18 protein-coding genes and 1 pseudogene are annotated in these 22,145 nt (G+C 61.4%); 15 read left to right on the forward strand and 4 right to left on the reverse strand.

Annotated features, from left to right (window positions below; all coding sequences use genetic code 11):
- Positions 1-50: 50 nt before the first annotated feature.
- The 3 genes from M3484_RS13065 to repA form a co-directional block, all read right to left on the reverse strand.
- Positions 51-1,181 (reverse strand): helix-turn-helix domain-containing protein, encoded by a 1,131-nt coding sequence (locus M3484_RS13065; RefSeq protein WP_249497211.1) that lies wholly within the window; start codon positions 1,179-1,181, stop codon positions 51-53.
- Positions 1,182-1,457: 276 nt separating this feature from the next.
- Positions 1,458-2,324 (reverse strand): plasmid partitioning protein RepB, encoded by an 867-nt coding sequence (gene repB, locus M3484_RS13070; protein ID WP_249497212.1) that lies wholly within the window; start codon positions 2,322-2,324, stop codon positions 1,458-1,460.
- Positions 2,325-2,433: 109 nt separating this feature from the next.
- On the reverse strand, positions 2,434-3,639 hold the full coding sequence (repA, locus tag M3484_RS13075) for a plasmid partitioning protein RepA (protein ID WP_249497213.1): 1,206 nt from the start codon (positions 3,637-3,639) through the stop codon (positions 2,434-2,436).
- 1,376 nt (positions 3,640-5,015) lie between these two features.
- Here repA and M3484_RS13080 point away from each other — a divergent pair.
- The 3 genes from M3484_RS13080 to M3484_RS23665 all read left to right on the forward strand — a co-directional run bounded on the left by M3484_RS13080 (position 5,016) and on the right by M3484_RS23665 (position 7,746).
- On the forward strand, positions 5,016-5,522 hold the full coding sequence (locus tag M3484_RS13080) for an SDR family oxidoreductase (protein WP_249497214.1): 507 nt from the start codon (positions 5,016-5,018) through the stop codon (positions 5,520-5,522).
- A gap of 588 nt (positions 5,523-6,110) precedes the next feature.
- Entirely contained in the window at positions 6,111-6,953 is an 843-nt protein-coding gene (locus M3484_RS13085) for an ABC transporter substrate-binding protein (RefSeq protein ID WP_249497215.1), read from the forward strand.
- A 139-nt stretch (positions 6,954-7,092) separates the two neighbouring features.
- On the forward strand, positions 7,093-7,746 hold the full coding sequence (locus M3484_RS23665; protein WP_283258431.1) for an ABC transporter permease: 654 nt from the start codon (positions 7,093-7,095) through the stop codon (positions 7,744-7,746).
- 496 nt (positions 7,747-8,242) lie between these two features.
- Here M3484_RS23665 and M3484_RS13100 read toward each other — a convergent pair.
- Positions 8,243-8,660, reverse strand: a pseudogene (locus tag M3484_RS13100) (transposase); the annotation flags it as partial.
- A 284-nt stretch (positions 8,661-8,944) separates the two neighbouring features.
- Between M3484_RS13100 and M3484_RS13105 the strand changes: the two are divergent.
- The 12 genes from M3484_RS13105 to M3484_RS13160 all read left to right on the forward strand — a co-directional run bounded on the left by M3484_RS13105 (position 8,945) and on the right by M3484_RS13160 (position 22,145).
- Positions 8,945-10,171: an urea ABC transporter substrate-binding protein gene (locus M3484_RS13105; RefSeq protein WP_249497216.1), complete on the forward strand. Its 1,227-nt coding sequence runs from the start codon at positions 8,945-8,947 to the stop codon at positions 10,169-10,171.
- A 9-nt stretch (positions 10,172-10,180) separates the two neighbouring features.
- Positions 10,181-11,050: a branched-chain amino acid ABC transporter permease gene (locus M3484_RS13110; RefSeq protein WP_249497217.1), complete on the forward strand. Its 870-nt coding sequence runs from the start codon at positions 10,181-10,183 to the stop codon at positions 11,048-11,050.
- Positions 11,050-12,039: an ABC transporter permease subunit gene (locus M3484_RS13115; RefSeq protein WP_249497218.1), complete on the forward strand. Its 990-nt coding sequence runs from the start codon at positions 11,050-11,052 to the stop codon at positions 12,037-12,039. Before M3484_RS13110 ends, M3484_RS13115 begins: the two co-directional genes overlap by 1 nt.
- A complete protein-coding gene (locus tag M3484_RS13120) occupies positions 12,036-12,767 on the forward strand; it encodes an ATP-binding cassette domain-containing protein (protein ID WP_092904727.1) in 732 nt (243 codons plus the stop codon). Before M3484_RS13115 ends, M3484_RS13120 begins: the two co-directional genes overlap by 4 nt.
- Positions 12,760-13,464, forward strand: a complete 705-nt coding sequence (locus tag M3484_RS13125) for an ABC transporter ATP-binding protein (protein ID WP_249497219.1) — start codon at positions 12,760-12,762, stop codon at positions 13,462-13,464. The genes M3484_RS13120 and M3484_RS13125 overlap by 8 nt, the downstream gene beginning before the upstream one ends.
- A gap of 3 nt (positions 13,465-13,467) precedes the next feature.
- Positions 13,468-14,982 (forward strand): amidase, encoded by a 1,515-nt coding sequence (locus tag M3484_RS13130; RefSeq protein ID WP_349306276.1) that lies wholly within the window; start codon positions 13,468-13,470, stop codon positions 14,980-14,982.
- On the forward strand, positions 14,982-16,133 hold the full coding sequence (locus M3484_RS13135; RefSeq protein ID WP_249497220.1) for a transporter substrate-binding domain-containing protein: 1,152 nt from the start codon (positions 14,982-14,984) through the stop codon (positions 16,131-16,133). Before M3484_RS13130 ends, M3484_RS13135 begins: the two co-directional genes overlap by 1 nt.
- Positions 16,126-16,761, forward strand: a complete 636-nt coding sequence (locus tag M3484_RS13140) for an ANTAR domain-containing response regulator (RefSeq protein ID WP_249497221.1) — start codon at positions 16,126-16,128, stop codon at positions 16,759-16,761. Before M3484_RS13135 ends, M3484_RS13140 begins: the two co-directional genes overlap by 8 nt.
- Before the next feature lie 92 nt (positions 16,762-16,853).
- Positions 16,854-18,299 (forward strand): NAD-dependent succinate-semialdehyde dehydrogenase, encoded by a 1,446-nt coding sequence (locus tag M3484_RS13145; RefSeq protein WP_283258427.1) that lies wholly within the window; start codon positions 16,854-16,856, stop codon positions 18,297-18,299.
- Positions 18,300-18,371: 72 nt separating this feature from the next.
- Entirely contained in the window at positions 18,372-19,526 is a 1,155-nt protein-coding gene (locus M3484_RS13150) for an iron-containing alcohol dehydrogenase (protein ID WP_502942464.1), read from the forward strand.
- Positions 19,527-20,214: 688 nt separating this feature from the next.
- On the forward strand, positions 20,215-21,375 hold the full coding sequence (locus M3484_RS13155; RefSeq protein WP_092904822.1) for an acyl-CoA dehydrogenase family protein: 1,161 nt from the start codon (positions 20,215-20,217) through the stop codon (positions 21,373-21,375).
- The gene (locus tag M3484_RS13160; protein ID WP_249497223.1) at positions 21,372-22,145 is read left to right on the forward strand and encodes an enoyl-CoA hydratase-related protein; all 774 of its coding nucleotides are present in this window, start codon (positions 21,372-21,374) and stop codon (positions 22,143-22,145) included. The genes M3484_RS13155 and M3484_RS13160 overlap by 4 nt, the downstream gene beginning before the upstream one ends.

Consider the following 22,145-nt stretch of genomic DNA (forward strand, 5'->3'; position numbering starts at 1 on the left):
CTGATTCCTTTCGGGTGGTCTATCTGTCCGATCTGATCCGGGTGCGGGGTTCAGGCCCGCAGGACGGACCTGACATAGGCATCAGGGTTGAGGATGGATCCGATCTGTTTTGCCATGCGGTCTTCGAGCTTCAGAAGCCCCCATAGCCCGAGCCGGTTCGCAGCGCTTGCCAGAATGTCCTGACTTATTCTCAGCATCTTTCCGAATTCAAAGGCGATGCGGGTGGCGTCTCTGGACGTGGCTGGTTCGGGGTAAAAGGTGCTGACCTCGGTCAGAGCTGTCCAGCTGGCAATCTGTCCAGGTTCCCGTTTTCTTTTTTTTGTATCTGACTCATGCTCTATGTGACGGACAATCTGTCCGTCAGAGGCGGGCGTTTGGTTGGTCAGCGCGGCGAAGCGGGCGTCTTGTGTGGTAGGGGCAGGTGCTTCCTCTACAGCCATGGCCCCGTCGTAGTCGACAGCATTTTCCGAGGGGCAGGCAGGGTGCGCGCGACCGGCATCCGGGGGCAGGCGGGTCTCATCCCGTCCTGCCTGAGGATCCTGTGCTGACTGAGGCGAGCTATCAGATGAAAAGACCGTGGTCAGCCGGGCGAGCGCTGCGCGTGCCTCACAAAGGGTAAGCGTTGTGCGGCGCACCAGGTTGCGCAATCCGTCGAGGAAGGCGGTGAGCGTCTCATCCAGATGCAGTTCGGCGCAGGCCGCACGGAGCCTGAGGATCTGCGCCCGCAGCCCGCGCAGCTCATCCGCTTCTTCGCGGCGCCGCCGGGCAAGCGCGAGCAATGCGTCGGATTGCGCGAAGAGGGGGGAGAGGTCGAGCCCAAAGGCACCGATCGGTTTGCCCTGCTGCATCACGGGGAAGCGTTTGCCATTGGCGCTGTCGCGGCGGCGGATCAGGCCTGCGGTTTCCAGCGTCTCGAGATGCCGGCGCAACTGTCGGTCGGTAAGCCCCCTGGCGCGAAAGCACAGGGTGTCGTTGCTGGCATAGATGGTGAGGAGGGTGGCAGGGGACACGAGAGTCTCGCGCCCATCCGCGCCCTGGCAGGGCAGGCAGCTCAGCAGAGCGTCCAGGACAACAACCGCCCCTTGCCGAATGCCGAGATCGCGGCCGCAGGTATTGACCGCGGCCATGATCTCACGCCGCGAGATCGGGCGGAACGCCGGCTGCAGGGTGATCGTTCCCATCCCGGGAAGCGAATGCTCCGCGGATTTGGCACAAGTATCCTGTGCCCCGGCCGCAAGGGCCGTGGATGTGATGTGCTTCATGCGATTTCAGACGGCAAATAAGGTCCGTTCACCGAAATCGGTGTTGCGCTGATTCGATTTTGGGGGTACCTAGTAAGTGCTGAAGTTACAGGGACCCTTCGTTAGCTCACCGCTTTCGGGGGGTTTCTTTTTGCCTGAAGTCTGCTCCTTTTCTCGTGGTTTGCCTGAGGGGGTGATTTCATCGATTGACCATGGTCAATCTTTATAAATCAATGGGTTATTTGTTTCCGCCTGCGCGCTGGACCAATCAGAATAAAGCTGGGCCAGTTGCTCCTCTACATAACGGAGGAAGGCGCGATCCTGCTTTCGATCGGCGCGCAGAACCAGATTTCCGGTCGCAAGATGGCAGCTGACAGAACCCGCAATGACGGTCCGCTGTGACACCGGGCGGGACCGCTGGGCTTTGGGCTCGTCATTGATTGTGCCCGAAGACAGGGCGCTGATGACCGCTTCCAGCCGTTCTGCCGCTGATCCGCTTTCCGGGACGATGCTGACCGCTTTTTTGACGACCTTGTCGCTGGCGCCCTTGATCAGGTCGCGCAGTTCCATCCAGGGACGGCGCCCGATGCCCTGGGCCGCTCCGATGCGCTGAATGAGCTGATCAGGGATGTCGCGTACGACGGTCCGCAACCGGCTGAGGGTGCTGGAATCGATGGCAAGCGCCTGGCATATGCGCTCGGCAGTGAACCCTGCCTCCTCCAGCTTGGCGGCGAAAACAGCCTGTTCAATGAAGCTTCGTTCGAGCCTTGCGGAGTTTTCAAGCGCCTGGGACATGAGGGCCTCATCGAGGCTCATCTCTCTGATATAGGCTGTGACCCTGATCCCGAGGGCACGGCAGGCGGCAATCCTGCGCCGGCCATAGACCACTTCGTATCTGGGTCCCGCGCCCCGGCGATGGCGCAGCATGACCGGAAGTTGCTGGCCTGAGGAGCGAATTGACTCAACCAGATCGCTCAGCCCGTCCTGTACGTCGAACCGGTCTGCGATTTCGGAATTGGCGATCTCTGCGGGATCGACATCCTGGGGGGCCTGTGCGGAAACACTCGACAGCACATCCGCCATCGATTTCAGGGATTTCGGGCCGTCTGCATTGGGGGCAGGGGAGGGCGCAGCGACCTCTGATGCCTTATCGCTGCCTTCAAGGCTTTTCCGGAGGCTTTGAGCCAGGATGTTATTTCGCATCGGACACCTCCCGGCCCCAGGCCGCCTGAATGAGTTTCTCGATATCGTTGGAAAACCCGGTCGCAGAATCCAGCGCCCGTTCGAAGGTCTTACGGTTTTTGACCGAAGACAGATCGACCTCAAAGATAGTGCGCTGCGACAATCCCGCCTCGCTGACGGCCGATGACTTTACGAAGGGGGTCGGTATCACGCTTGTCCCGAGGAGTTCGCGTATCCACTCCGCAAGATCCTGTTGGGTGCTGATCGAAGTGTCGAACCGGGTAAGCAGATAGGCGAAATTGTCAAAGGCGCCGGCGGCGCCGTTGGTGTGCAGCACCTCCATGACACCGGAGGCCATCATAAGGAACTGGCTGGCCGAAGCCAGGTCCACCCGCTCGGGGGTGATCGTCATCAGGAGAGAGGTGGAGGCGCAAACCGCCGACATTGTCAGGTAGCCGAGCTGCGGCGGGCAGTCGATCAGAACGATGTCGTAATCATCTTCGACTTGGCGCAGAGCATCCCGGATACGGTTGAAGAAGACAGGCTGCTCGCCCCGGCTGAGCGCCGTTGGCGTCTCTGTTTCGAATTCGGAAAGCAGGATCCCGGCCGGAACCAGATCCAGCCCCGGGAAATAAGTGCTTCGCAAGACAGTGGTGATAGACGCGCGCGTTGTATCGCCATCATTGTAGCGGATCGCATCATAAAGCGTGCCGCCCTGGCGGAAGTCGATTTCCGGCTGATAGCCGAAGAATGTGGTCAGCGAGGCCTGTGGATCGGCATCCACCACCAGCACCCGATAGCCACGGAGCGCAAGCCGCATGGCAAGGGTGACGGTCGTCGTGGTTTTCGATGACCCGCCCTTGAAGTTCACGGTGGACCAGATCTGCAGCTTGTCGCCCTGGCGGCGACCGGGCAGGAACTGAAACGGGTCTTTGGCGGTCTGGGCCAGAATGCGGCGGATATCGATGATCGAGGCGGCCGTATACTGGCGCTTCCCGCTCAGACCCTGCTCGACCTCGGGGATCTTGCCGTCGAAATGGGCCTTGCGCAGATAGCCATCGCTGACCCGCAAAAGCTCTGCGACCTCTGAAGAGGTAAAGCTGCGGAGGGCCTTTTCCTCTTTTGGCGCAAGGAACAGCTTCGACATACGCTCCAGGGCCTCGGAAAGGCGGTGGGCATCTGCCTTCAGTTTGTCGTGAAGAACAGGTAGGGTCATGGTCCGCTCGTCATCTGTCGCAGGTTTGCGTTACTCGGTGAAGCCGGTGCTTTATCCTGCCTCAGAAACGCAGTTTGCGATCATTTCTTACTTTTGTCGTTACACGTATGCCTGCGCGGTCCTCAGTTCTCAAGAAAAATCGTTCACGGGCATTTTGCGTTGATCGTGACCAATCCTACCAGATTTTGCTTTCTTCCTCAGGTGGCCGTTGAGTAAATTTACTCAACGTGTTGTTTTTAAAATATTTAGTTATGAACAGGATGGGGGCGGGGGCTCTGTTCTGACCTCTCGCTCCCTGAGTGAGCCCCGCAGGCCCGGTAACGCAAGGCAGGCCGTTTTCTACCCAGGGCGTGTTCCGGAAAACCCCCGGACGATTCTTGTCGCGGCCTGAGGTGGAATGCGAATCCTACAATGATCCGGCGCAATAACGTTACCGGAGTGGATTGTCCGGATCACGCGCAGCCACATCCAAAGCCGGGAGAAGACCCTCACGGCCCGGCGGTTCTGGGGCAGCCGGTCAGCCTGAAAGCGCAAATCCGCTGGAACAGCTCCGGTCGGGGCTTTGCTATGCCGTTGTTCTTCAGGGTTTCATGGGAAATGTATATAAGTCCGATAATGTAATATTATTGGATATATTTACAAACAACAGATAGCGGCGGATTATTGCATATTTTATGAAATAATCCGCCGAATTTCTTTCACCTGCCGCCATTCAACTGCAGTGAAGCTGTCCTGTAACCCACCCTTCATAGCCGCTTGTGGCTTCTGTGCGGGCATAACAGTGATCATATTGAAATATAATAATTTATTTATATCCGGAAGACAGTGGCGGGCCTGAGCCGCGAGCGTTTTGATTGCCGGTTGACGCGGCCTTACCTTTCAAATGTTTGGCTTAAGCTGCGCAGGTCTCGCTGTGCGCCGCGTCGCCTGCCCTGGCCGGACTATGATGGGTTCCAGGACCGGGCCCGCGATACGCGGATCGTGCCAAACTGCCGTCCAGTGCGCCCGCTGAACGTTTTGCGCCACAGGCGGGGGGATCCGCATTGTTTGATAAGCGCAATCCCTCGGCGTCAGGGGCGATGGGAATAATCTTTTCAATTAATGTCTATATACAAAATAGATAAATCTGTGTTTTGGGCCTAGCCTCCGCCGGAACCAACCTTCCCATGTTCCGGATTGCAAGATGCCATTTTCGCTGTCTCTTCGTGGACACCCTCCGATGCCCTGCGCGATCACCTGATTGCAGGGATTGGTCCGGGGCAGGATACAGGGCTGCGGATATGCAGCACCGCAGCGCCCATGCGACTAGGCTTCGGCCTCACGATCACGCGCGAGGGGCAGGCGGCCCACGGCTGATCTGAACGCAAGGGTCTGTCGTGACCGCCTCGGACATCCATTCTGGCGGGCGGGCTGAGGAGGTTTCGCGCCATAACCTTCCCGGACAGGGCGCCACCTTGCTCGAAGACCTTACCCGCGCTCCTTGCGCAGCAGTCTGGGGCCTGCTGATCAGTGGCCGTGGCGGGATCGAGCCGCCGCCCAACCATTTCCCCGGTGCCAGCGTCAATGCCGCGCTCGACCTGCTGGTGCAGGGGCTTGGCCGTCGCTACGGGCCGCAGGGAGTGCGCAGCAATGCGGTCGATCCCGGCCCGATTGAATCGCCCCGGCTGAACAGCCTGAGCAGTGTCACCGAGGAACTGACGCGCAGTCGGCGCACGGCGCTGCCCGGTCCCGGCAGGCCGCGCGATGTGGCGGGGGCATCCGATCGGGGCGCTCCGTGGCACGACGGCGCTCAAGGCCTCCTCGATCCAGTTTATCCGGCAGCAGGCGGACCGTATCGCACAACCCGCAGCTTTGCCGGGGCATGGCGCGCAGGAGGCCACTGAACGGCGGCTGCCCGGCGTATATGGTCCAGCTTTTACCTGTCCGCACAGCGAAAGACTCAGGGCTGCGCTGTGCTCCGGGCCCCTTCTGCCGTTCAGGCTGAAACGTACCTCCCGGTTCCGATATCTCCTGCGTTCATTGCGTTTGGTATATCGGTGACGGGCGGGAATAGCGAAGAAACCGCTCTGCAGGGTTTTGAATTTGGATGCAGGTTCCCTTCCATATCATCTTATAAATCTACAAAGATTATAGATATAAGTTTACCACCTTTTACGCATCGACTTTTGCGCGTCACGGGCAGGAGCATGTCATGCCATAAGACCAGCAATCCACGCACCAGGTCGATATCTGGTACACCGTCTGCCCGGTGCCTGCAGGGTCCAGCATTGGCCTCGGGCGCGGCGATTTCGCCGCCGCCTTTGCCGACCGGCCGGTGAAGCTGAACAACATCCGCACCCATGCCGACAGGGCAGTGCGCGAAACGCATTGCAACCACAGCCAGCGCAACGGCTTCCGTGAGGGCGGCAATGTGCCCCCGATCTGGGCGCGCTCTGAGGGCGAGGATGTCCGTTCAGGACCAGGATTCCGACATGATCTCCATCTCTCCCCGCCGTTCCGGCGGGTCGGCCGTGCTTGCCTTTGTGGCGGCTACGGCCCCCGTATCACCCGCGCTGCTGCATGCGGAAACACCTCAGGCAGGCGGCACCTTGCGCGCAGCGATTGCACTCCTGCCCGAATGCGTCGATCCGCAGCAAGACATCTATGGCTTCGGGCTCGGGCCGGGGCGGCAGCTGATCGACACGCTGACCTTTGCCTCGGTGGCCAGTGGCGGTGCGCCAGAGCCCTGGCTTGCCACCGCCTGGACGGTGGATGAGGCGGCGCAGGTCTTCACCTTCACCCTGCGTGACGATGTCACATTCAGCAACGAAGAGAAGCTGACCGCGCAGGCGGTGGCCGACAATTTCATCTGGCTGTCGAAGCAGAAGGCTTCGGTCGCGGGGGCTGCCGCCATCGAAGGCTTTGTCAGCGCGGTGGCCCCCGATGCAAGAACAGTGGTGATCACCTTCGACCACCCGCGCGCCGATTTCCTGTTCCGCAGCTCGAGCGGCATACCTGGTATCGTGGCCCCGCAGACGCTGCAGAAAACTGCCGAACAGCGCTGCGTCGATGGGATCATAGGCTCCGGCCCCTTCGTCCAGGATGGTGCGGTCAACTTCAACAGCACCGTCACTTTCAAGCGCCGCGAGGGTTACAACTGGGCTCCCAAAGGCCTGGACCATGGCGGCAAGGCCCATGTCGAGACAATCGAATGGACGGTCATTCCCGAAGGCACGGTGCGCAGCGGTGCCTTGCGCTCGGGTCAGGTGGATCTGATCTTCCAGACCGCGACCAAGGATGTGCCGTCATTCAATCGCGAAGGTTTCACGGTCTAAACAGATACGGTGAATGCCCTGAGCATCGGCTTCTTTGCCAATAAGAAGCGTGGCAATCTGGCGGCTTCGGGGCGGCGGCGCGGGCAAGAGGCATAAGATGACCCATCACGATTTCACCTCGCAAGACAGCCTCGCCTCCATGGCACGGCCCGGGCTGGCCGAGGCCACCGGACTGGCGCGCCGGGCGCTGACCAGGCCCTTCCTGCAGCTGTCCTGGGCGATTGCCGCCCTTCTGCTGCTGGCGGCCTTCGTCCCCGGCCGGATCACGGTTAATGACCCGCTGTTCGGCGAACTCGACCGCCTGTTGCCCCCTGTCTGCGACCATTTGTTTGGCACAGATAATTTCGGCCGTGATCTCTTTGCCCGTGTCGTCTTTGGCGCGCAGGAAACCGTCAAGGCGGTGATCATTGCGGTGCTGGTCGGGCTGCTGCTCGGCTCGACCCTCGGGCTGGTGGCTGGCTGGTATGGCGGTCTGGCCGATGATGCGATCATGCGGCTGGTCGATGTGCTGCTGTCGGTACCGACGCTGATGATCGCGCTGGCGATCATCGCAGTACTGGGGTTCGGCACGGTTAATCTGGCGATTGCAGTGGGCATCGGCAGCGTCGCCTCTTTCGCGCGGGTGATGCGAGGTGAAATCCTGCGGCTGCGCGCCGCCGAATGGGTCGAGGCCAGCGCCTTCTGTGGCACCGCTCAGTGGCGTCTGGTGCTGATACGGCTCCTGCCCAATGCCTTCGGTCCCATCGCGGTTCTGGCCACGATCGAGGCGGGCTGTCGCAATGAACGCGTCTAGCGGTGGTGTTCCTGATGGTGCGGCTCATCCGTTCGACCTGGCCGTTGGTCCAGAAATGCTTGGGCCTTGTCAGATGGTGCTAGATGCCATTGGCTTCGCAGATCGTGTCAAAGCGCATCGGCCGGGAGGAGATGGTATTCCGGTTCCGGGGCTGCTCTACGACCTGAATGCCGCAGCATGTCGGGAATGACGCTTGGGTGATGGTTATGGCCGCCTGGGCAGCGTCCCAAATTGCGCGAACGAGGCGGCCATAACCGGGTCTCAGGTCTCTGAGGTGGTTTTGCGAACCATATCACAGAGGAGACCGGCCATAGCCAAGGTTGAGCATACTTTGGAGGCTCACGTTCTGGCAGGTATCGACATTTCCAGACATCGGCATGAGGCGATGATCGCTGTCCCTGGCAAACGCGCCGCCGGCGCCTGACGATCGCCAACGGCGCTGATGACTGCATGCGGCTCATCGCGATCTTGCGGGACTACGGCCTGCCTGTCCGGATCGGCTTCGGGTCCCCTTTTTTGACCGCAGATTCGAAGCCGTGCGGTGCGCCTTGAGACACTTGTGCAGGCTCACCCGAACGCATGGCGTTCGCCTGCTCACATCGATCATCACCGTCTTCGGAACGCCTGCCCCGGAAGCAAGCCCTTACATCATCCGGGCAAAAACCCGGCGCATCACAGGTGCGCTCGAACCAGTGACGCTTTGCCCGTGATACTCCACCGCTGCCAGCGGTGTAGAGAATCTTCGTGGGGCCATACTTCCTCGGGGTACCCCGCCACCGCAAACCATTGCGATTCACAAAGATTATGTCACTTAGAACACGACGATCATCGACGCGCGGCTTGCCATGGCTTTTGAGAAAGAACGGCGAAAACCGCCCCATTCGCGCGTCAGTCAGTAAGAACAGGTTGCTCATCAAAGGGCCCTGAGCCTGGCTGAGGAAATTTTCTGTCGGTATCTTTACAGCTGACAGCAAGATAACTAGGATGCGCGGCGAACAAGGCAGAATCCTGTTTCTGCCGCGACAACTGCGTCGCAGCGTTCAATTGAGCCAGGATCAGGACAACCGGGTCCGTAAATCTGGCTTCAAAATCAAAAGTACCACATTGATCAGGGCGTTAGGCACCATTTGCGTTGCTGTCTGTTGCTTGCGCAACACCTGGCCCGTTGCCGGCCCTTCCCCCCAACATCGGAGCTTCCATGTCCATGAACCGCCGTCAGGCGTTGGGTGCCTTTGGCGCTGCAACTGCCCTCAGCTTCACCTCGGCCCGTGCCTTTGCGCAGGAGGGGCCGATCACAGTATCCGCCCTTTACGACCAGTCGGGGGGGCTTGAGTCCTATGGCCAGCCCATCGTCGACGCGCTGCGATTTGCCGTGGATGAGCAGAACGCGAAAGGTGGGCTGCTTGGGCGTGAGGTGAAGCTCAACGTTTATGACCCGCAGACCAATATGCAGCTTTACGCACAATTCGCCCGTCAGGCGGCGCTGTCGGACAAGCCGGCGGTGGTCTTTGCCGGGATCACCTCGGCCTCGCGCGAAGTCGTGCGCCCGATCATGCGTCAGTTCAACACGCTTTACTTTTACGCGAACCAGTATGAGGGCGGCGTCTGCGACCGCAATATGTTCGCAACCGGCGTGACCCCGGGCCAGACCGTTGAAAAGCTGGTCGATTATTCGGTCAAGAACAACGGCGGCAAGGTTTATATCGTCGCGGCCGATTACAACTATGGCCAGATCATTGCCGATTGGGTCAAGAAATACACCGCAGATCACGGCGGCGAGGTGCTGGGTGTCGAGTTCTTCCCGATGGATGTGACCGATTTCAAGACCTCGATCTCGAAGATCCAGGCGGCAAAGCCGGACTATGTCTGGTCGGCGCTTGTCGGCGGCGCGCATATCTCTTTCTATCGTCAGTGGAAGGCCGCGGGGATGCTGGGCAAGATCCCGATGTCCTCGACCACCTTCGCGGGCGGCAATGAACATGTGATCCTGACGCCCGAGGAATCCGATGGCATCATGGTCTGCCAGAACTATCTGCAAGAGCTGGACAATCCGCGGAACCAGCAGTTCGTGGCTGATTTCCACGCGAAATTCGGCGCGGATTACCCCTATATCACCGAACTGGGCATGGGCGCCTATCAGGGCTTCCGTCTTTGGGCGGCCGGCGTTGAAAAGGCCGGCACCATCGACCGTCTGCCGGTGATCGAGGCGCTGGAAACCGGCATCTCGCTGGATGCGCCCAGCGGTCGCGTCACCATCGATCCGAAAACCCATCACACCACAATGGATGTGCATATCGCGCGGGTCGAAAACGGCGGTCTGATCCCGGTCGAGACCTTCGAGCAGCAGCCCCCGGCTGATACCGCGCTGGTCTGTGATCTGGTCGCAAACCCGGATGACAACCAGCAATACGTCATCGATTTCTAAGGAAAAAGCATGGATTTCGCGTCCGTCCTCGTGATCGAAATCCTGGGGTCCATTGCCATTCTGGTGCTGATCAGCATCGGTCTGGCAGTGGTTTTCGGGATGATGAAAGTCATCAACATGGCCCATGGCGAGTTTCTCATGCTCGGCGGCTATGTGGCAATCTATGGCACCAACCATGCCGGTCTGAACTTCTGGGTCAGCGCGCTGATCCTTGCGCCCCTTGTGGTAGGGCTTGTCGGTCTGGCGCTGGAATGGCTGGTCATCCGCCACCTTTACGGGCGGATGATCGATACCATGCTGGCAACCTGGGGCATCAGCCTTGCGCTGATCGGTGGCATGACCATGCTGGTTGGCAATACGACCACGGGGATTCCGACGCCGCTTCCAAGCGTCAGCATCGGCGAATACTCCGTCAGCGGCTATGTGATCTTTCTGATCATGCTGGCGCTGGCGGTGTTCGCCGGGCTGTTCTGTCTGTTCAAACTGACGACCTTCGGGCTGCAGGCGCGGGCAACCACGCAAAATGCCGATATGGTTGCGGCCCTTGGTGGTAAACCGCGCCGGATCTATGCGCTGACCTTCGGGCTGGGCGCAGCCCTTGCAGGTCTTGGCGGTGCGGCCCTTGCGCCGCTGACCGGGGTGATCCCGACGATTGGCGCTTCTTATATCGCTAAGGCCTTCATCACGGTGATTTCCGGCGGCGCGGCGGTGATCGCCGGCAACCTCTCCGCCTCGGTCCTCTTTGGGTCGGTCGGGCAGATCTTCACCTATATCTATACCCCGGTGATCGGCGAGGTTACGCTTTTGCTGACCGCGATCGTGCTGATCCGCATTCTGCCGCAGGGCATCACCGGCCGCTTCTTCAAGAGGTCGATCTGATGTCCCGCATCCTGCAACCCGCGTTGCTTTTCGTTGCTCTGGTGCTGGGGCTTCTGGCCCCGGGCTGGCTGGAGCTGTTCACCATCTACGAATTCACCGCCTATCTCATCATGGCGGTGTTGGCACTGAGCCTCGCCTTTGTCTGGGGAAAAGGCGGGATCATGTGCCTCGGCCAGGCCGCCTTTTTCGGCCTGGGCGCCTATGCCTGGGCTGTGGGGGCGATTAATTTCGGCCCGGGCATAGCTGCGCTGGCCATCGCGGTTGCGGTGCCCGCGGCTTTCGCGGCGGTGCTTGGCTATTTCATGTTCTATGGCCGCATCAATGACATCTATATCGGGGTCATCACACTGGCGGTGACGCTGATCCTGTTCAACCTGATCAACTCCACCTCCGGGCCGCAATACCGCATCGGATCGGCGCTGCTCGGAGGCTTCAACGGGATGACCGGCATTCCGACGCTGGCCTGGCCGGGGGGGATGCCGCTTGATCCGGCAGAGATCTTCCGCCTGACGGTGATCGTGATCGTCGCCTCCATCGTCGCCATCACGCTTTACCTGAAGACGACCCCTGGCAAGACCGCCATCGCCGTGCGTGAAAACGAGGTCCGGGCCGAACTGCTGGGCTATAATGTGGCGCAATCGAAGCTGATCACCTTTACGCTGGGCGGGGCGCTGGCGGGGCTTGGCGGCTGTCTTTTCGCCAATTGGGGTGCCTTTGTCAGCCCGACGATCTTCAGCCTGGTGCAATCGGCACAGATCATCATCTGGGTGATCGTGGGCGGGCGCGGCACGCTGATCGGGCCGATTCTGGGCTGTATCGCGCTGCAATGGGCGACGATGAAGCTGGGCACGCAGCAGGTGGTGCAGGTCAATCTGGTGCTCGGGCTGGTGCTCGCCTTCTTTGTCCTCGTGGTGCCGCAGGGGATCGTGCCGATGATCACAGGGCTTTTGCGCCGCAAACCCAAAGCTGAAGCGGAGCAGAACGCATGAGCGGCGAGATCATCCTTCAGGCCCGGGGCCTTGGCATCAGCTTTGGTGGTGTAGATGCAGTCAGGGCGGTTGATTTTGAACTGCGCCAGGGCGAGCTGCGCTGCCTGATCGGCCCGAATGGCGCGGGCAAGACCACCTTCTTCCGGCTGCTTTCGGGCCAATATGCGCCGACGCGTGGCGCAGTGACATTCCGGGGCAAGCCGCTGGTGGGGCTGAAGCCCTGGCAGATCGCGCGGCTGGGGATCGGCATCAAGACCCAGGTGCCCAGCCTGTTCGAGGGGCTGAGCGTTCAGGAAAACATCGATATGGCGGCGCGCCGGCGTTTGCGCGGCCGCGCTGTTGCGCCAGTGGTCAGCGATGTGCTGGACCATATCGGCCTTGGCGATCTGCGCCACCGCGCCTGTGCCGAACTGGCCCATGGTCAGCGCCAGTGGGTCGAACTCGGCCAGATGCTGGCGATGAAACCGGCGGTCGCGCTGCTTGATGAACCGGCGGCTGGCATGACCCATAGCGAGAGTCTGAAGACCGTCGAAATCATCCGCGACATCACGCAGCACAGCGCGGTGATCGTGGTCGAACATGACATGGATTTCATCCGCCTGATCGGCGAGCGCGTCACCGTATTCGAGCGCGGCGCCGTGATCGCCGAGGGCAGTTTCACCGAGATCTCAAAGGATCCGCAGGTGCGGGCCGCCTATCTTGGCCGCAAGGAGAATGCCGATGCTTGAGGTAGCCGGGCTGAAATCGGGCTATGGCCGCGTGCCGGTGCTGCGCGGAGTCGATCTGACGCTTGGTCGCGGTGAATGCATCGGGCTTCTCGGCCGCAACGGCATGGGCAAGACGACGCTTTTGCGCGCCATCATGGGCGAATTGCCGAACTGGTCGGGCGAGATCCGCAAGGATGGTCAGGTGCTGACGGCCAGGCCGGTGCAGGCCCGCGCCCGCGCCGGGATCGGCTATGTGCCGCAGGGCAAACAGCTTTTCAAGCTGCTCAGCGTCGAGGAAAACCTGCGCATGGGCTGTGTGAAGAAATTCAGCGCCGCCCGCGAGAGGATCGCCGAGGTGCTGGACCTCCTGCCACGCCTCGTGCCGTTGCTCGAACGCCCTGCGGGCATGCTTTCGGGCGGCGAGCAGCAGCTTCTGGCGCTTGGCCGCTGCCTTTGCGGCGAGCCGGATCTGATCCTGTTGGATGAGCCGACCGAGGGCATCCAGCCCAATATCTGCGACGAGATCATCGATGTGCTGATCCGTCTGCGCAAGGAAAAGGACCTGTCGATCATTCTGGTCGAACAGGACATCGATTTCCTCTGGTCGATCTGTGACCGCGTTCTGGCGGTCGACAAGGGCAGCGTGTCGAAGACCATCGACCCGAAAGCCGCCGGATCGGAAGAGGAAGCCAAGGCATTTATCGGGATCGAGGGCTGAGACGTGACCATCCGCAAACCCAATTTCGACGATATGCTGGCCGCAGATCAGGATCTGGGCCTCGGGCTGAGCGAAGACGAGCTGACGACCTTCACCACCCTGATGGAGGCCGTGGCCGAAGATTACGCCATCGTCGATGCGCTGACCCCGGAACTGCCCGAGGTACGCTATCCGCGCACCCCCGGCCATTACCCCGCCCCCGAAGACAACCCCTATAACGCCTGGTATGTGAAAACCCGGATTGAGGGGCGGCCCGGCGGCCCGCTTTCGGGGCTGCGCATGGCGCTGAAAGACAATGTCATGCTGGCGGGCGTGCCGATGATGAACGGTGCGTCCAGCCTGCGCGGCTATGTGCCTGATGTGGACGCCACGCTGGTCACCCGGCTGCTGGATGCCGGCGCGGTGATCGAGGGCAAGGCGCAATGCGAATATTTCTGCGTCTCGGGCAGCAGCCATACCGGCGCGCAGGGCCCGGTGCGCAATCCGCATGACGAGACGCGCTCGGCGGGCGGGTCTTCCTCGGGCTGTTCGGCGCTGGTGGCTGCGGGTCTGGTCGATGCCGCCATTGGTACCGATCAGGGCGGATCCGTGCGGATCCCGGCGGCCTATGCCGGTTTTGTCGGCATGAAACCGACGCATGGGCTGGTGCCCTATACCGGGGTGATGCCTGTCGAGATGACGCTGGACCATGCGGGCGTGATGTCGGGAGATGTCGCGACCAATGCGCGGGTTCTGACCGCGATTGCCGGGGCGGACGGGCTTGACCCGCGCCAGCAGGCACTGCCGGCCGCCACGGATTACAGCGAAGGGCTTGCGGCGGGCGCCAAAGGCCTGCGTATCGCAGTTATCCCCGAGGGCTTTGGCTGGCCGAATTCCGAACCCGATATCGACGCGACGGTCCGGGCGGGGGCAGAACGCCTTGCCACGCTGGGTGCCACTGTCGACGAAATCTCAATTCCGCTGCACCGCAAGGGCCATGCGATCTGGACACCGATTGCCACGGAAGGCACCGTTGCCCAGATGGAAGGGCTGAATTACGGTTCCAACTGGAAGGGGCTTTACGTCACCAGCCTGATGCGGGCGCAAAGCGACTGGCGCGATCATGCGGCGGATTTTCCCGATGATGTGAAATCGGTTCTGCTTGCGGCGCATTACTTCCGGGGTCAGTATCATGGGCAGACCTATGGCAAGGCACAGAACCTGGTCCGCCGTCTCAAGGCGGCTTATCTGGCGGTGCTTGCGGATTACGATATGCTCCTGATGCCGACCGTTCCCCTCAAGGCCCCGAAACTGCCCGAACCGGGATGCGGTCCGGCGGAATGGGTCGGACGCGCGCTGGAGATGAACGCAAATACCGCGCCCTTCAATGCCACGGGCCTGCCCGCGATCAGTCTGCCCTGCGGTCGGGCCGAAGGCCTCCCGGTGGGGATGATGCTGGTCGGACGCGATCATGCCGAGGCCCTGCTCTACCGCGCGGCTGCGGCCTATGAAGCGGGTTTTGACTGGAAGACGCTGTGATGCAGCTTCTCAATACGCGGCGGGAAAGCTGGCCGGTCGGACTGCTCTTCTCAGAGACGAGCCAGACTTCGGCAGTCGAACACAGTCAGGCCTGCGCCACCTTGCTGGCGATAGACGAGGTGAATGCGGCGGGCGGCATCAACGGCCTTCCGCTGGAGGCCTGCCGGCTGCCCGTCGGGCCGCACCCGGATGATTACCGTCTCGCGGCGGAAAAGCTGGCCGATGAGCATGGCGTACGGGTGCTGTTCGGCACCCATATGTCGCATTCACGCAAGGCCGTGCTGCCTGTCGTTGAAAGCCGCGAGGCGCTGCTGTTCTACCCTACGCTTTATGAGGGGTTCGAATTCTCTCAGAACTGCATTTATACCGGGGCCGCGCCGAACCAGAACTCGGTCCCACTGGCGCGGCATCTGCTGCGCCATCATGGCAGGCGGGTCTTCTTCATCGGCAATAACTACGTCTTTGCCCATGAATCCAACCGCATCATGCGCGACCTGTTCGAACAGGCGGAGGGGCAGGTGGTGGGTGAGGTTTACCTGCCCTTCGGCGCCTCGGATGACGACCTGGCGGATGTGATCGCAAAGATCGAGGCGCTGCGCCCCGATGTGATCTATTCGACCGTGGTCGGCAGCGACACGATCCGGCTTCACCGGGCTTTTGCCGGCACCCGCAGCCGGGCAGAGGGGGCGGTGATCGCCAGCCTCGCGACCAACGAGGCAGATCTGGCGCAGATGGATGCAGAGCTGTCCGAAGGCTTCCTTGCCGCGGCGCCCTGGTTTTCCACTTTGCAAAACCCGGAAAGCCAGGCCTTCCGCGCCGGGATGGAGGCCCGTTTTGGCGGGGATATTGCGCTGACCTCCGGGGCGGAAGCCGCGTATTTCCAGGTTCACCTCTTTGCACAGGCGGCACGGCAGGCGGAACTGCCTGCGCTGGATGCGGTGCTGGCCCGGCTGGCAGATGTGCGTTTTTCTGCACCCGAAGGCGAGGTTCGCATTGACGCTGCAACCCATCACTGCTGGCTCTGGCCCAGGATTGGCAGGGTTAATGCCCGGAATGCCTTTGAAGTGATCGAAGACGCCGCAGCGCCGGTAAAGCCCGAACCCTATATGGTCGAGCACAGCTTTGGGGGTGATCTGATCAGCCATGCCTAAGCCCAGCGGCCAGCCAAAGATCAGCGATCTGAAAGGCACCAGGGTTCTGGTGCTGCTGCCGCCCGGGCGCGAGGCTGAGGGGCTGATGACCCACCTGATCCGTATTGGCTGCCTGCCGCGTCTTGACTGGCCGATCCCTGCGAGGCTGCCTGAGGATATCGATGTGGCAATCGTCACTGTCGATTCCGATGCGCGCGCCGATGTCCGGGTTCTGATCACCAGTCTGACCGAACTGAGCCCGCCGATCATTGTTCTTGTCGGCTATGAGGATCCCTCGACTCTGCAACTGGTGCTGGAATTGCGCGCGGCTGCGGTGATTGAACGTCCGGTGAAACCCTTTGGTCTCCTGACCAATCTGATGATCAGCCGGGACATCTGGAAACGTCGCCGGAAGAACCTGGAACGGATCGCGGCCGCCGAACAGCGCCAGGCCGCGCTTTCCGTTGTCGATATCGCCAAGACCCTGCTTTGCAGGGTCCGCAATATCGAAATGGGCCAGACCCACCGCTATCTGCAAAAGGCCGCGATGGATGGCCGCATCTCTATCGAAGCTGCGGCAGAGCGTGTGATTGCCGGGATCATGGCAGAGACATCCGGCCAGGGGCCGCCGCACGATCCGCCTGACTGACTTCAGTTAGTTTCCCACGCGATCCTGACCTCTTTCGCAACGTGCCAATGGCGGCCCGTTGCTGCCCCCTCTGTTTGCCCAAAGGACGAAAAATGCCAGTTCTGCAAGACCCCGGCCTGTTGAAATCCGCCTGTCTGATCAATGGTGAATGGGTCGGTGCGGCCTCTGCCGCGATGACTGTGGTGACCAACCCTGCTGATGGCAGCGAGGTAGGTCAGGTGCCGCAGATGGATCCCGCCGGGATTCCGGCCGTGATCGCCGCAGCTGAGGTGGCGCAAAAGGCCTGGGCGGCACGCCCCGCCGCAGATCGCAGCAGGATCCTGCGCCGCTGGTTTGAGCTTATGTTGCAGCACCAGGACGATCTGGGCCGTATCATGACCGCCGAACAGGGCAAGCCACTGGCCGAAGCCAAAGGCGAGATCGCCTATGCCGCCAGTTTTGTCGAATGGTTCGCCGAAGAGGCGAAGCGGGTCTATGGCGATACGATCCCGGCGCCGAAGGCAAATCAGCGCATCACCGTGCTGCGCCAGCCCATTGGTGTGACGGCGGCCATCACGCCCTGGAACTTCCCGGCGGCGATGATCACCCGCAAGGCGGCCCCCGCCCTGGCGGCGGGCTGCGCGATGATCCTGCGCCCTGCCGATCTGACGCCGCTTTCGGCGCTGGCGCTTGGTGAGCTGGCGCAGCGCGCCGGGGTGCCTGCGGGCGTGTTCCAGATCGTCACCGGTTCGGCCACGAAAATCGGCAAAGTGCTGACCGACAGCGATGTGGTGCGCAAACTTTCCTTCACCGGCTCGACCGAGGTGGGCCGGCTTTTGATGGCGCAATGCGCGCCGACCATCAAGAAGCTGAGCCTGGAACTGGGCGGCAATGCCCCGTTCATCGTGTTTGACGACGCCGATCTGGACGCGGCGGTGGAAGGGGCGATGCTTTCGAAGTTCCGCAATGCCGGTCAGACCTGCGTCTGTGCGAACCGCCTCCTGGTGCAGCGCGGGATCCATGATGCTTTTGTCGCGCGGCTGTCCGAACGGATTGCAGGCCTGAAGGTGGGCGATGGGATGCTGCCCGACACCGATGTCGGCCCGATGATCGAGGCAAAAGCCATTGATAAGGTCGAAAGCCATATCCGCGACGCGGTGGAAAAGGGCGCGGAACTCGTCACCGGCGGCCAGCGTCTCGGCGGGCTTTATCTGCAACCCGCGCTGCTGACCGGCGTGACGCCGGACATGGCCGTCGCCCGCGAAGAGACGTTCGGCCCGATGGCACCGGTCTTTGTCTTCGACACCGAAGAGGAGGCCATCGCCATGGCCAATGACACCATCTTCGGCCTTGCCGCCTATTTCTTCACCCGTGACCATGGCCGGGTGATCCGCGTCTCGGAAGCTCTTGAATATGGCATGGTCGGTCATAATACCGGGCTGATCTCAAACGAGGTCGCGCCCTTTGGCGGGGTCAAGCAATCCGGCCTTGGCCGCGAGGGCTCGAAATACGGGATCGAGGACTATCTCGAACTGAAATATCTCTGCAGCGCGTTCTGAGCTGCCAGCCCCCGGGGGCCAGGTGCCCCCTTCCGCTTTCCTCAAGGGAAGGAACGAAAGATGACGGATCTGATCAAAGCCTTTTCATTTGATACCCCCGGCTCGACGCTGGTGGAATGGGGCGGTGCAGCCCGAATGGGTGAATTGCTGTCGGGCTGGTTCCCGGCGCGCAAACTGCTGATCGTGACGGATAAATTCCTGCATGATGGCGGGCTGCTTGATGCGGCGAAGGCCTCGCTTCTGGCGCATGGCTTCGCGGTTTCGGTGTTCGACGATGTGGTCGCCGACCCGCCCGAGGCGGTGCTGATGGCCTGTGTCGCGCAGGGACGGGCTGCCGGCGCGGATATCGTGATGGGGCTGGGCGGCGGCTCTTCGATGGATATCGCAAAGCTGGTGGCGGTTATGCTGGTCAGTGAACAGCCCCTGTCCGAGCTTTACGGCATCGGGAAAGTAACCGGCCAGCGCCTGCCGCTGGTGCAGGTGCCCACCACCGCCGGGACCGGGTCGGAGGTGACCAATATCACCATCCTTACTACCGGCGAGACGACCAAGATGGGCATCGTCTCGCAACAGCTTTACGCGGACCGGGTGCTGCTTGATGCCGCCCTGACCACGGGCCTGCCGCCGGTGCAGACGGCCGCGACCGGCATCGACGCGATGGTCCATGCGATCGAGGCCTATACCAGCCGTCACAAGAAGAACCTGCTCTCTGACATTTTCGCGCGCGAAGCGCTGCGCCTTCTGTCCGCTCATCTGGTCAATGCCTGCCGGAACGGCCAGGATCGCGCCGCGCGCGAGGGGATGCTGATCGGCGCGAATTTCGCGGGTCAGGCGTTTTCCAACAGCCCCGTAGGTGCGGTCCATGCCCTGGCCTATCCGCTGGGCGGCCATTTCCATCTTCCGCATGGCCTGACCAATGCGCTGATGCTGGGCCCGGTCCTGCGCTACAACATGACCGCCGCCGCACCCCTTTATGCCGAGCTGGCAGATGTGGTGACAGATCCCACCGGGGAGGGCGTGCAGGTCCGTGCCGCTGCCTTTGTCGACTTTATGGAGGATATGATGGATCGCTCCGGCGCACCGCGCCGCCTGCGTGATGTCGGTGTGCCGGAAGACAGCCTGCCAATGCTCGCCAGGGACGCGATGCTGCAGACACGTTTGCTGCAGAATAATCCTGTCACGGTGGACGAGGAGGCCGCGCTGGCCCTTTACCGCCGGGCCTATTGAACGCTGCCCTGGCGCGGCACCACGGCCCCTGTATGTTCCGGCAATGGGATATCAGGAGGACCGGGGAAAAGGAAAGGTTGTCGCTGCAGGGGTGAGCCGGGCCAAAGCCTGGTCACTCCCCTGCAGCGGCTCCGGTGCAGACCTGCTCATCAGGGCGGGGCAGGATCAGGCCGAGGCCTGAACCTGGCTTGAGGGCCGGCTCTTCAACCGGCCCCGCGACGCGTGATCAATCGGCAATCATGCTGTCATTATCGCCCAGTTTCGATGCGAACAGGGCCAGCTCGCTGTTGAGTGGAAGTGCATCGAGCCTGATCTTCATATGCGACTCGGAAATGCGGCATTGCAGCACCAAGAGATGCCGTGTGGCGGCTATGGGCCGACCTCTCCGATCTCCCTAATCAGGCGCCCGAGGCCCTGTTCCTTCAGGAAACCGGAGATGCGTTGTGCCTGGCGCTGCGGGCGCCCCGGGTCAGTGGGTGCGGTCTTTGACGTCCCGCGCTCCGGATCCGGCACCGGGGCTGCCGTCTCATCCATGAACAGCCTGGATAAGCGTTTCAGATGTTCGGCCTGCCGGGCGACAATGCGCTCGCCATTCCGGGCGTTGCTATATTGACAAGTTTTACGAAATAATAAAACGTCATGCCAAATAATGAAACGATCATTCGGATCGGCAACACGGGTTTCAATGATGAGCTATGCAGCCTACAGCGAAGATCAGCGTATGGTGGCCCAGGGTGTGCGTGCCTTTGTCGAAAAAGAGCTGATGCCCCATGAGGATCTGATCGAAAAGGCCGATAAGGTCCCGGAAGATCTGTTCCGCGAGCTGAAAAAGAAGGCAATAGATGCCGGATATTACGCGCTGAACATGCCCGAAGAGCTGGGCGGTGGCGGCCTTGGGCAGCGGCTGCGCGCGGTGGCGGAGATTGAGTTCGGGCGGACCACAAGGGCGCTTAACATCATCTGCAACCGCCCTGCGCCGATCCTGAAAGCCTGCACCGGTGATCAGATCGAGACCTATCTGAAACCGGTGATCCGCGGCGAACGCTGGGAATGCTTTGGCCTGACCGAACCAGGCGCGGGTTCTGACGCGCGCCAGATCGCAACCAGGGCGGTGCGCGACGGCGATGATTACATCATCAATGGTGAAAAGATTTTCATCACCATGGCGATGGTGGCCGATTTCATCATCCTTTTCGCCGTTACCGGCGTCGATGACACTCCGAAAGGGCCGCAAAAGCGGATCACCTGCTTCCTCGTCGACAAATGCCTGCCTGGCGTGAGTGTCAGCCCGCTGGAGCTGGTCGGCAACCGGGGTTTCAAATCCTGCTCTATCGCGCTTGAGGATGTCCGCGTGCCGGCCGCCAATATCATTGGCGAAGAGGGCGGCGGATTTGCCATTGCGAAAAGCTGGATCTTTTCGGGCCGGGTGATGCTCTCGGCCAATATGGTGGGCCTTGCCGAGCGCGCCATGGGCATTGCCGCGCAATATGCCAATACGCGCCGCGCTTTTGGCAAGACCATCGGCCAGTTCCAGGGCACCTCGTTCAAACTGGCCGATATGGCGATGGAGATCGAGGCGACCCGCCTTCTGGTGCTGAACGGCGCCGCGAGGATGGAAGATGGGCTGATCACCCAGCGGGAGGCCTCGATCGTCAACCTCTACGGCTCGGAAATGGCGGGGCGCGTGACCGATAACGCGCTGCAGATGCTGGGCGGCATGGGCGTCTCAAAAGAATGGCCGATTGAGCGGATGTGGCGCGATGTCCGCGTCGAGCGGATCTGGGAGGGAACCTCTGAGATCCATCGCGACATCATCTCGAAAGACGTGCTGCGGGAGTTCCCGGCATGAGCCGCATCAGAACCGAAATCCGGGGTCAGGTGCTGGAGATCGTCTTTGATCACCCGCCCGCCAATGCCTTTGACCAGCAGGCCAGCCGCGATTTCGACGCGGCGCTGACGCTGTTGAATGAAAGCCCTGATCTGCGCGTGGGGATAGTTTCTGCGGCAGGGGGGAAGATTTTTTCGGCGGGCTGGGATCTGAAGGCGGTCGCCGCGGGCGATGATGGCGAGGATTTCGGCCCGAACGGGTTCATGAGCCTGAACCGCCAGGACATGGTCAAGCCGGTGATCGCGGCGATTGACGGGCTTGCGGTCGGTGGCGGGTTTGAATTCGCGCTTTCCGCGACACTGGTCCTTTGCACGGAAAAGACCGAGTTTGGCCTGCCCGAACTGCAACGCGGTTTCATCCCTGAGGCGGGCGGGCTGTGGCGGGCACATCGCCGGCTGCCGGTGAATGTCGCCTCTGAACTCTTGCTGACCGGGCGGCGTCTGACGGCGGCAGAGGGGCATAAATACGGTTTCGTGAACCGGATCACCACTTCTGAGGCGCTGATGGATGAGGCCCGCGCCTTGGCCGCGCAGATCGTCTCGGCCGCGCCGCTGGCGGTTGCCGCGCTGCTCGAGGTGACGCGGGAGGTCGAGGGGCTTTCGGACCGTGAGGCTTTTGAAAAGCTTTACTCTGGCCTGCCGGCACGGGACCGCATCCGGGCCTCGGAAGATTACAAAGAAGGTCCGCGGGCCTTTGCAGAAAAACGCGCACCACGCTGGACGGGGAAGTAA

This window comes from Pseudomonas sp. GX19020, from assembly GCF_023371075.1.
In the GTDB taxonomy this organism is placed as follows: Bacteria; Pseudomonadota; Alphaproteobacteria; order Rhodobacterales; family Rhodobacteraceae; genus Pseudogemmobacter.

Bases quoted from the DNA above. Each gene is read 5' to 3' on its own strand.
- M3484_RS13065 (WP_249497211.1), bottom strand. From the start codon at position 1,181: ATGGGAACGATCACCCTGCAGCCGGCGTTCCGCCCGATCTCGCGGCGT.
- repB (WP_249497212.1), bottom strand. From the start codon at position 2,324: ATGGCGGATGTGCTGTCGAGTGTTTCCGCACAGGCCCCCCAGGATGTC.
- repA (WP_249497213.1), bottom strand. From the start codon at position 3,639: ATGACCCTACCTGTTCTTCACGACAAACTGAAGGCAGATGCCCACCGC.
- M3484_RS13085 (WP_249497215.1), top strand. From the start codon at position 6,111: ATGATCTCCATCTCTCCCCGCCGTTCCGGCGGGTCGGCCGTGCTTGCC.
- M3484_RS23665 (WP_283258431.1), top strand. From the start codon at position 7,093: ATGGCACGGCCCGGGCTGGCCGAGGCCACCGGACTGGCGCGCCGGGCG.
- M3484_RS13105 (WP_249497216.1), top strand. From the start codon at position 8,945: ATGTCCATGAACCGCCGTCAGGCGTTGGGTGCCTTTGGCGCTGCAACT.
- M3484_RS13110 (WP_249497217.1), top strand. From the start codon at position 10,181: ATGGATTTCGCGTCCGTCCTCGTGATCGAAATCCTGGGGTCCATTGCC.
- M3484_RS13115 (WP_249497218.1), top strand. From the start codon at position 11,050: ATGTCCCGCATCCTGCAACCCGCGTTGCTTTTCGTTGCTCTGGTGCTG.
- M3484_RS13120 (WP_092904727.1), top strand. From the start codon at position 12,036: ATGAGCGGCGAGATCATCCTTCAGGCCCGGGGCCTTGGCATCAGCTTT.
- M3484_RS13125 (WP_249497219.1), top strand. From the start codon at position 12,760: ATGCTTGAGGTAGCCGGGCTGAAATCGGGCTATGGCCGCGTGCCGGTG.
- M3484_RS13135 (WP_249497220.1), top strand. From the start codon at position 14,982: ATGCAGCTTCTCAATACGCGGCGGGAAAGCTGGCCGGTCGGACTGCTC.
- M3484_RS13140 (WP_249497221.1), top strand. From the start codon at position 16,126: ATGCCTAAGCCCAGCGGCCAGCCAAAGATCAGCGATCTGAAAGGCACC.
- M3484_RS13145 (WP_283258427.1), top strand. From the start codon at position 16,854: ATGCCAGTTCTGCAAGACCCCGGCCTGTTGAAATCCGCCTGTCTGATC.
- M3484_RS13155 (WP_092904822.1), top strand. From the start codon at position 20,215: ATGAGCTATGCAGCCTACAGCGAAGATCAGCGTATGGTGGCCCAGGGT.
- M3484_RS13160 (WP_249497223.1), top strand. From the start codon at position 21,372: ATGAGCCGCATCAGAACCGAAATCCGGGGTCAGGTGCTGGAGATCGTC.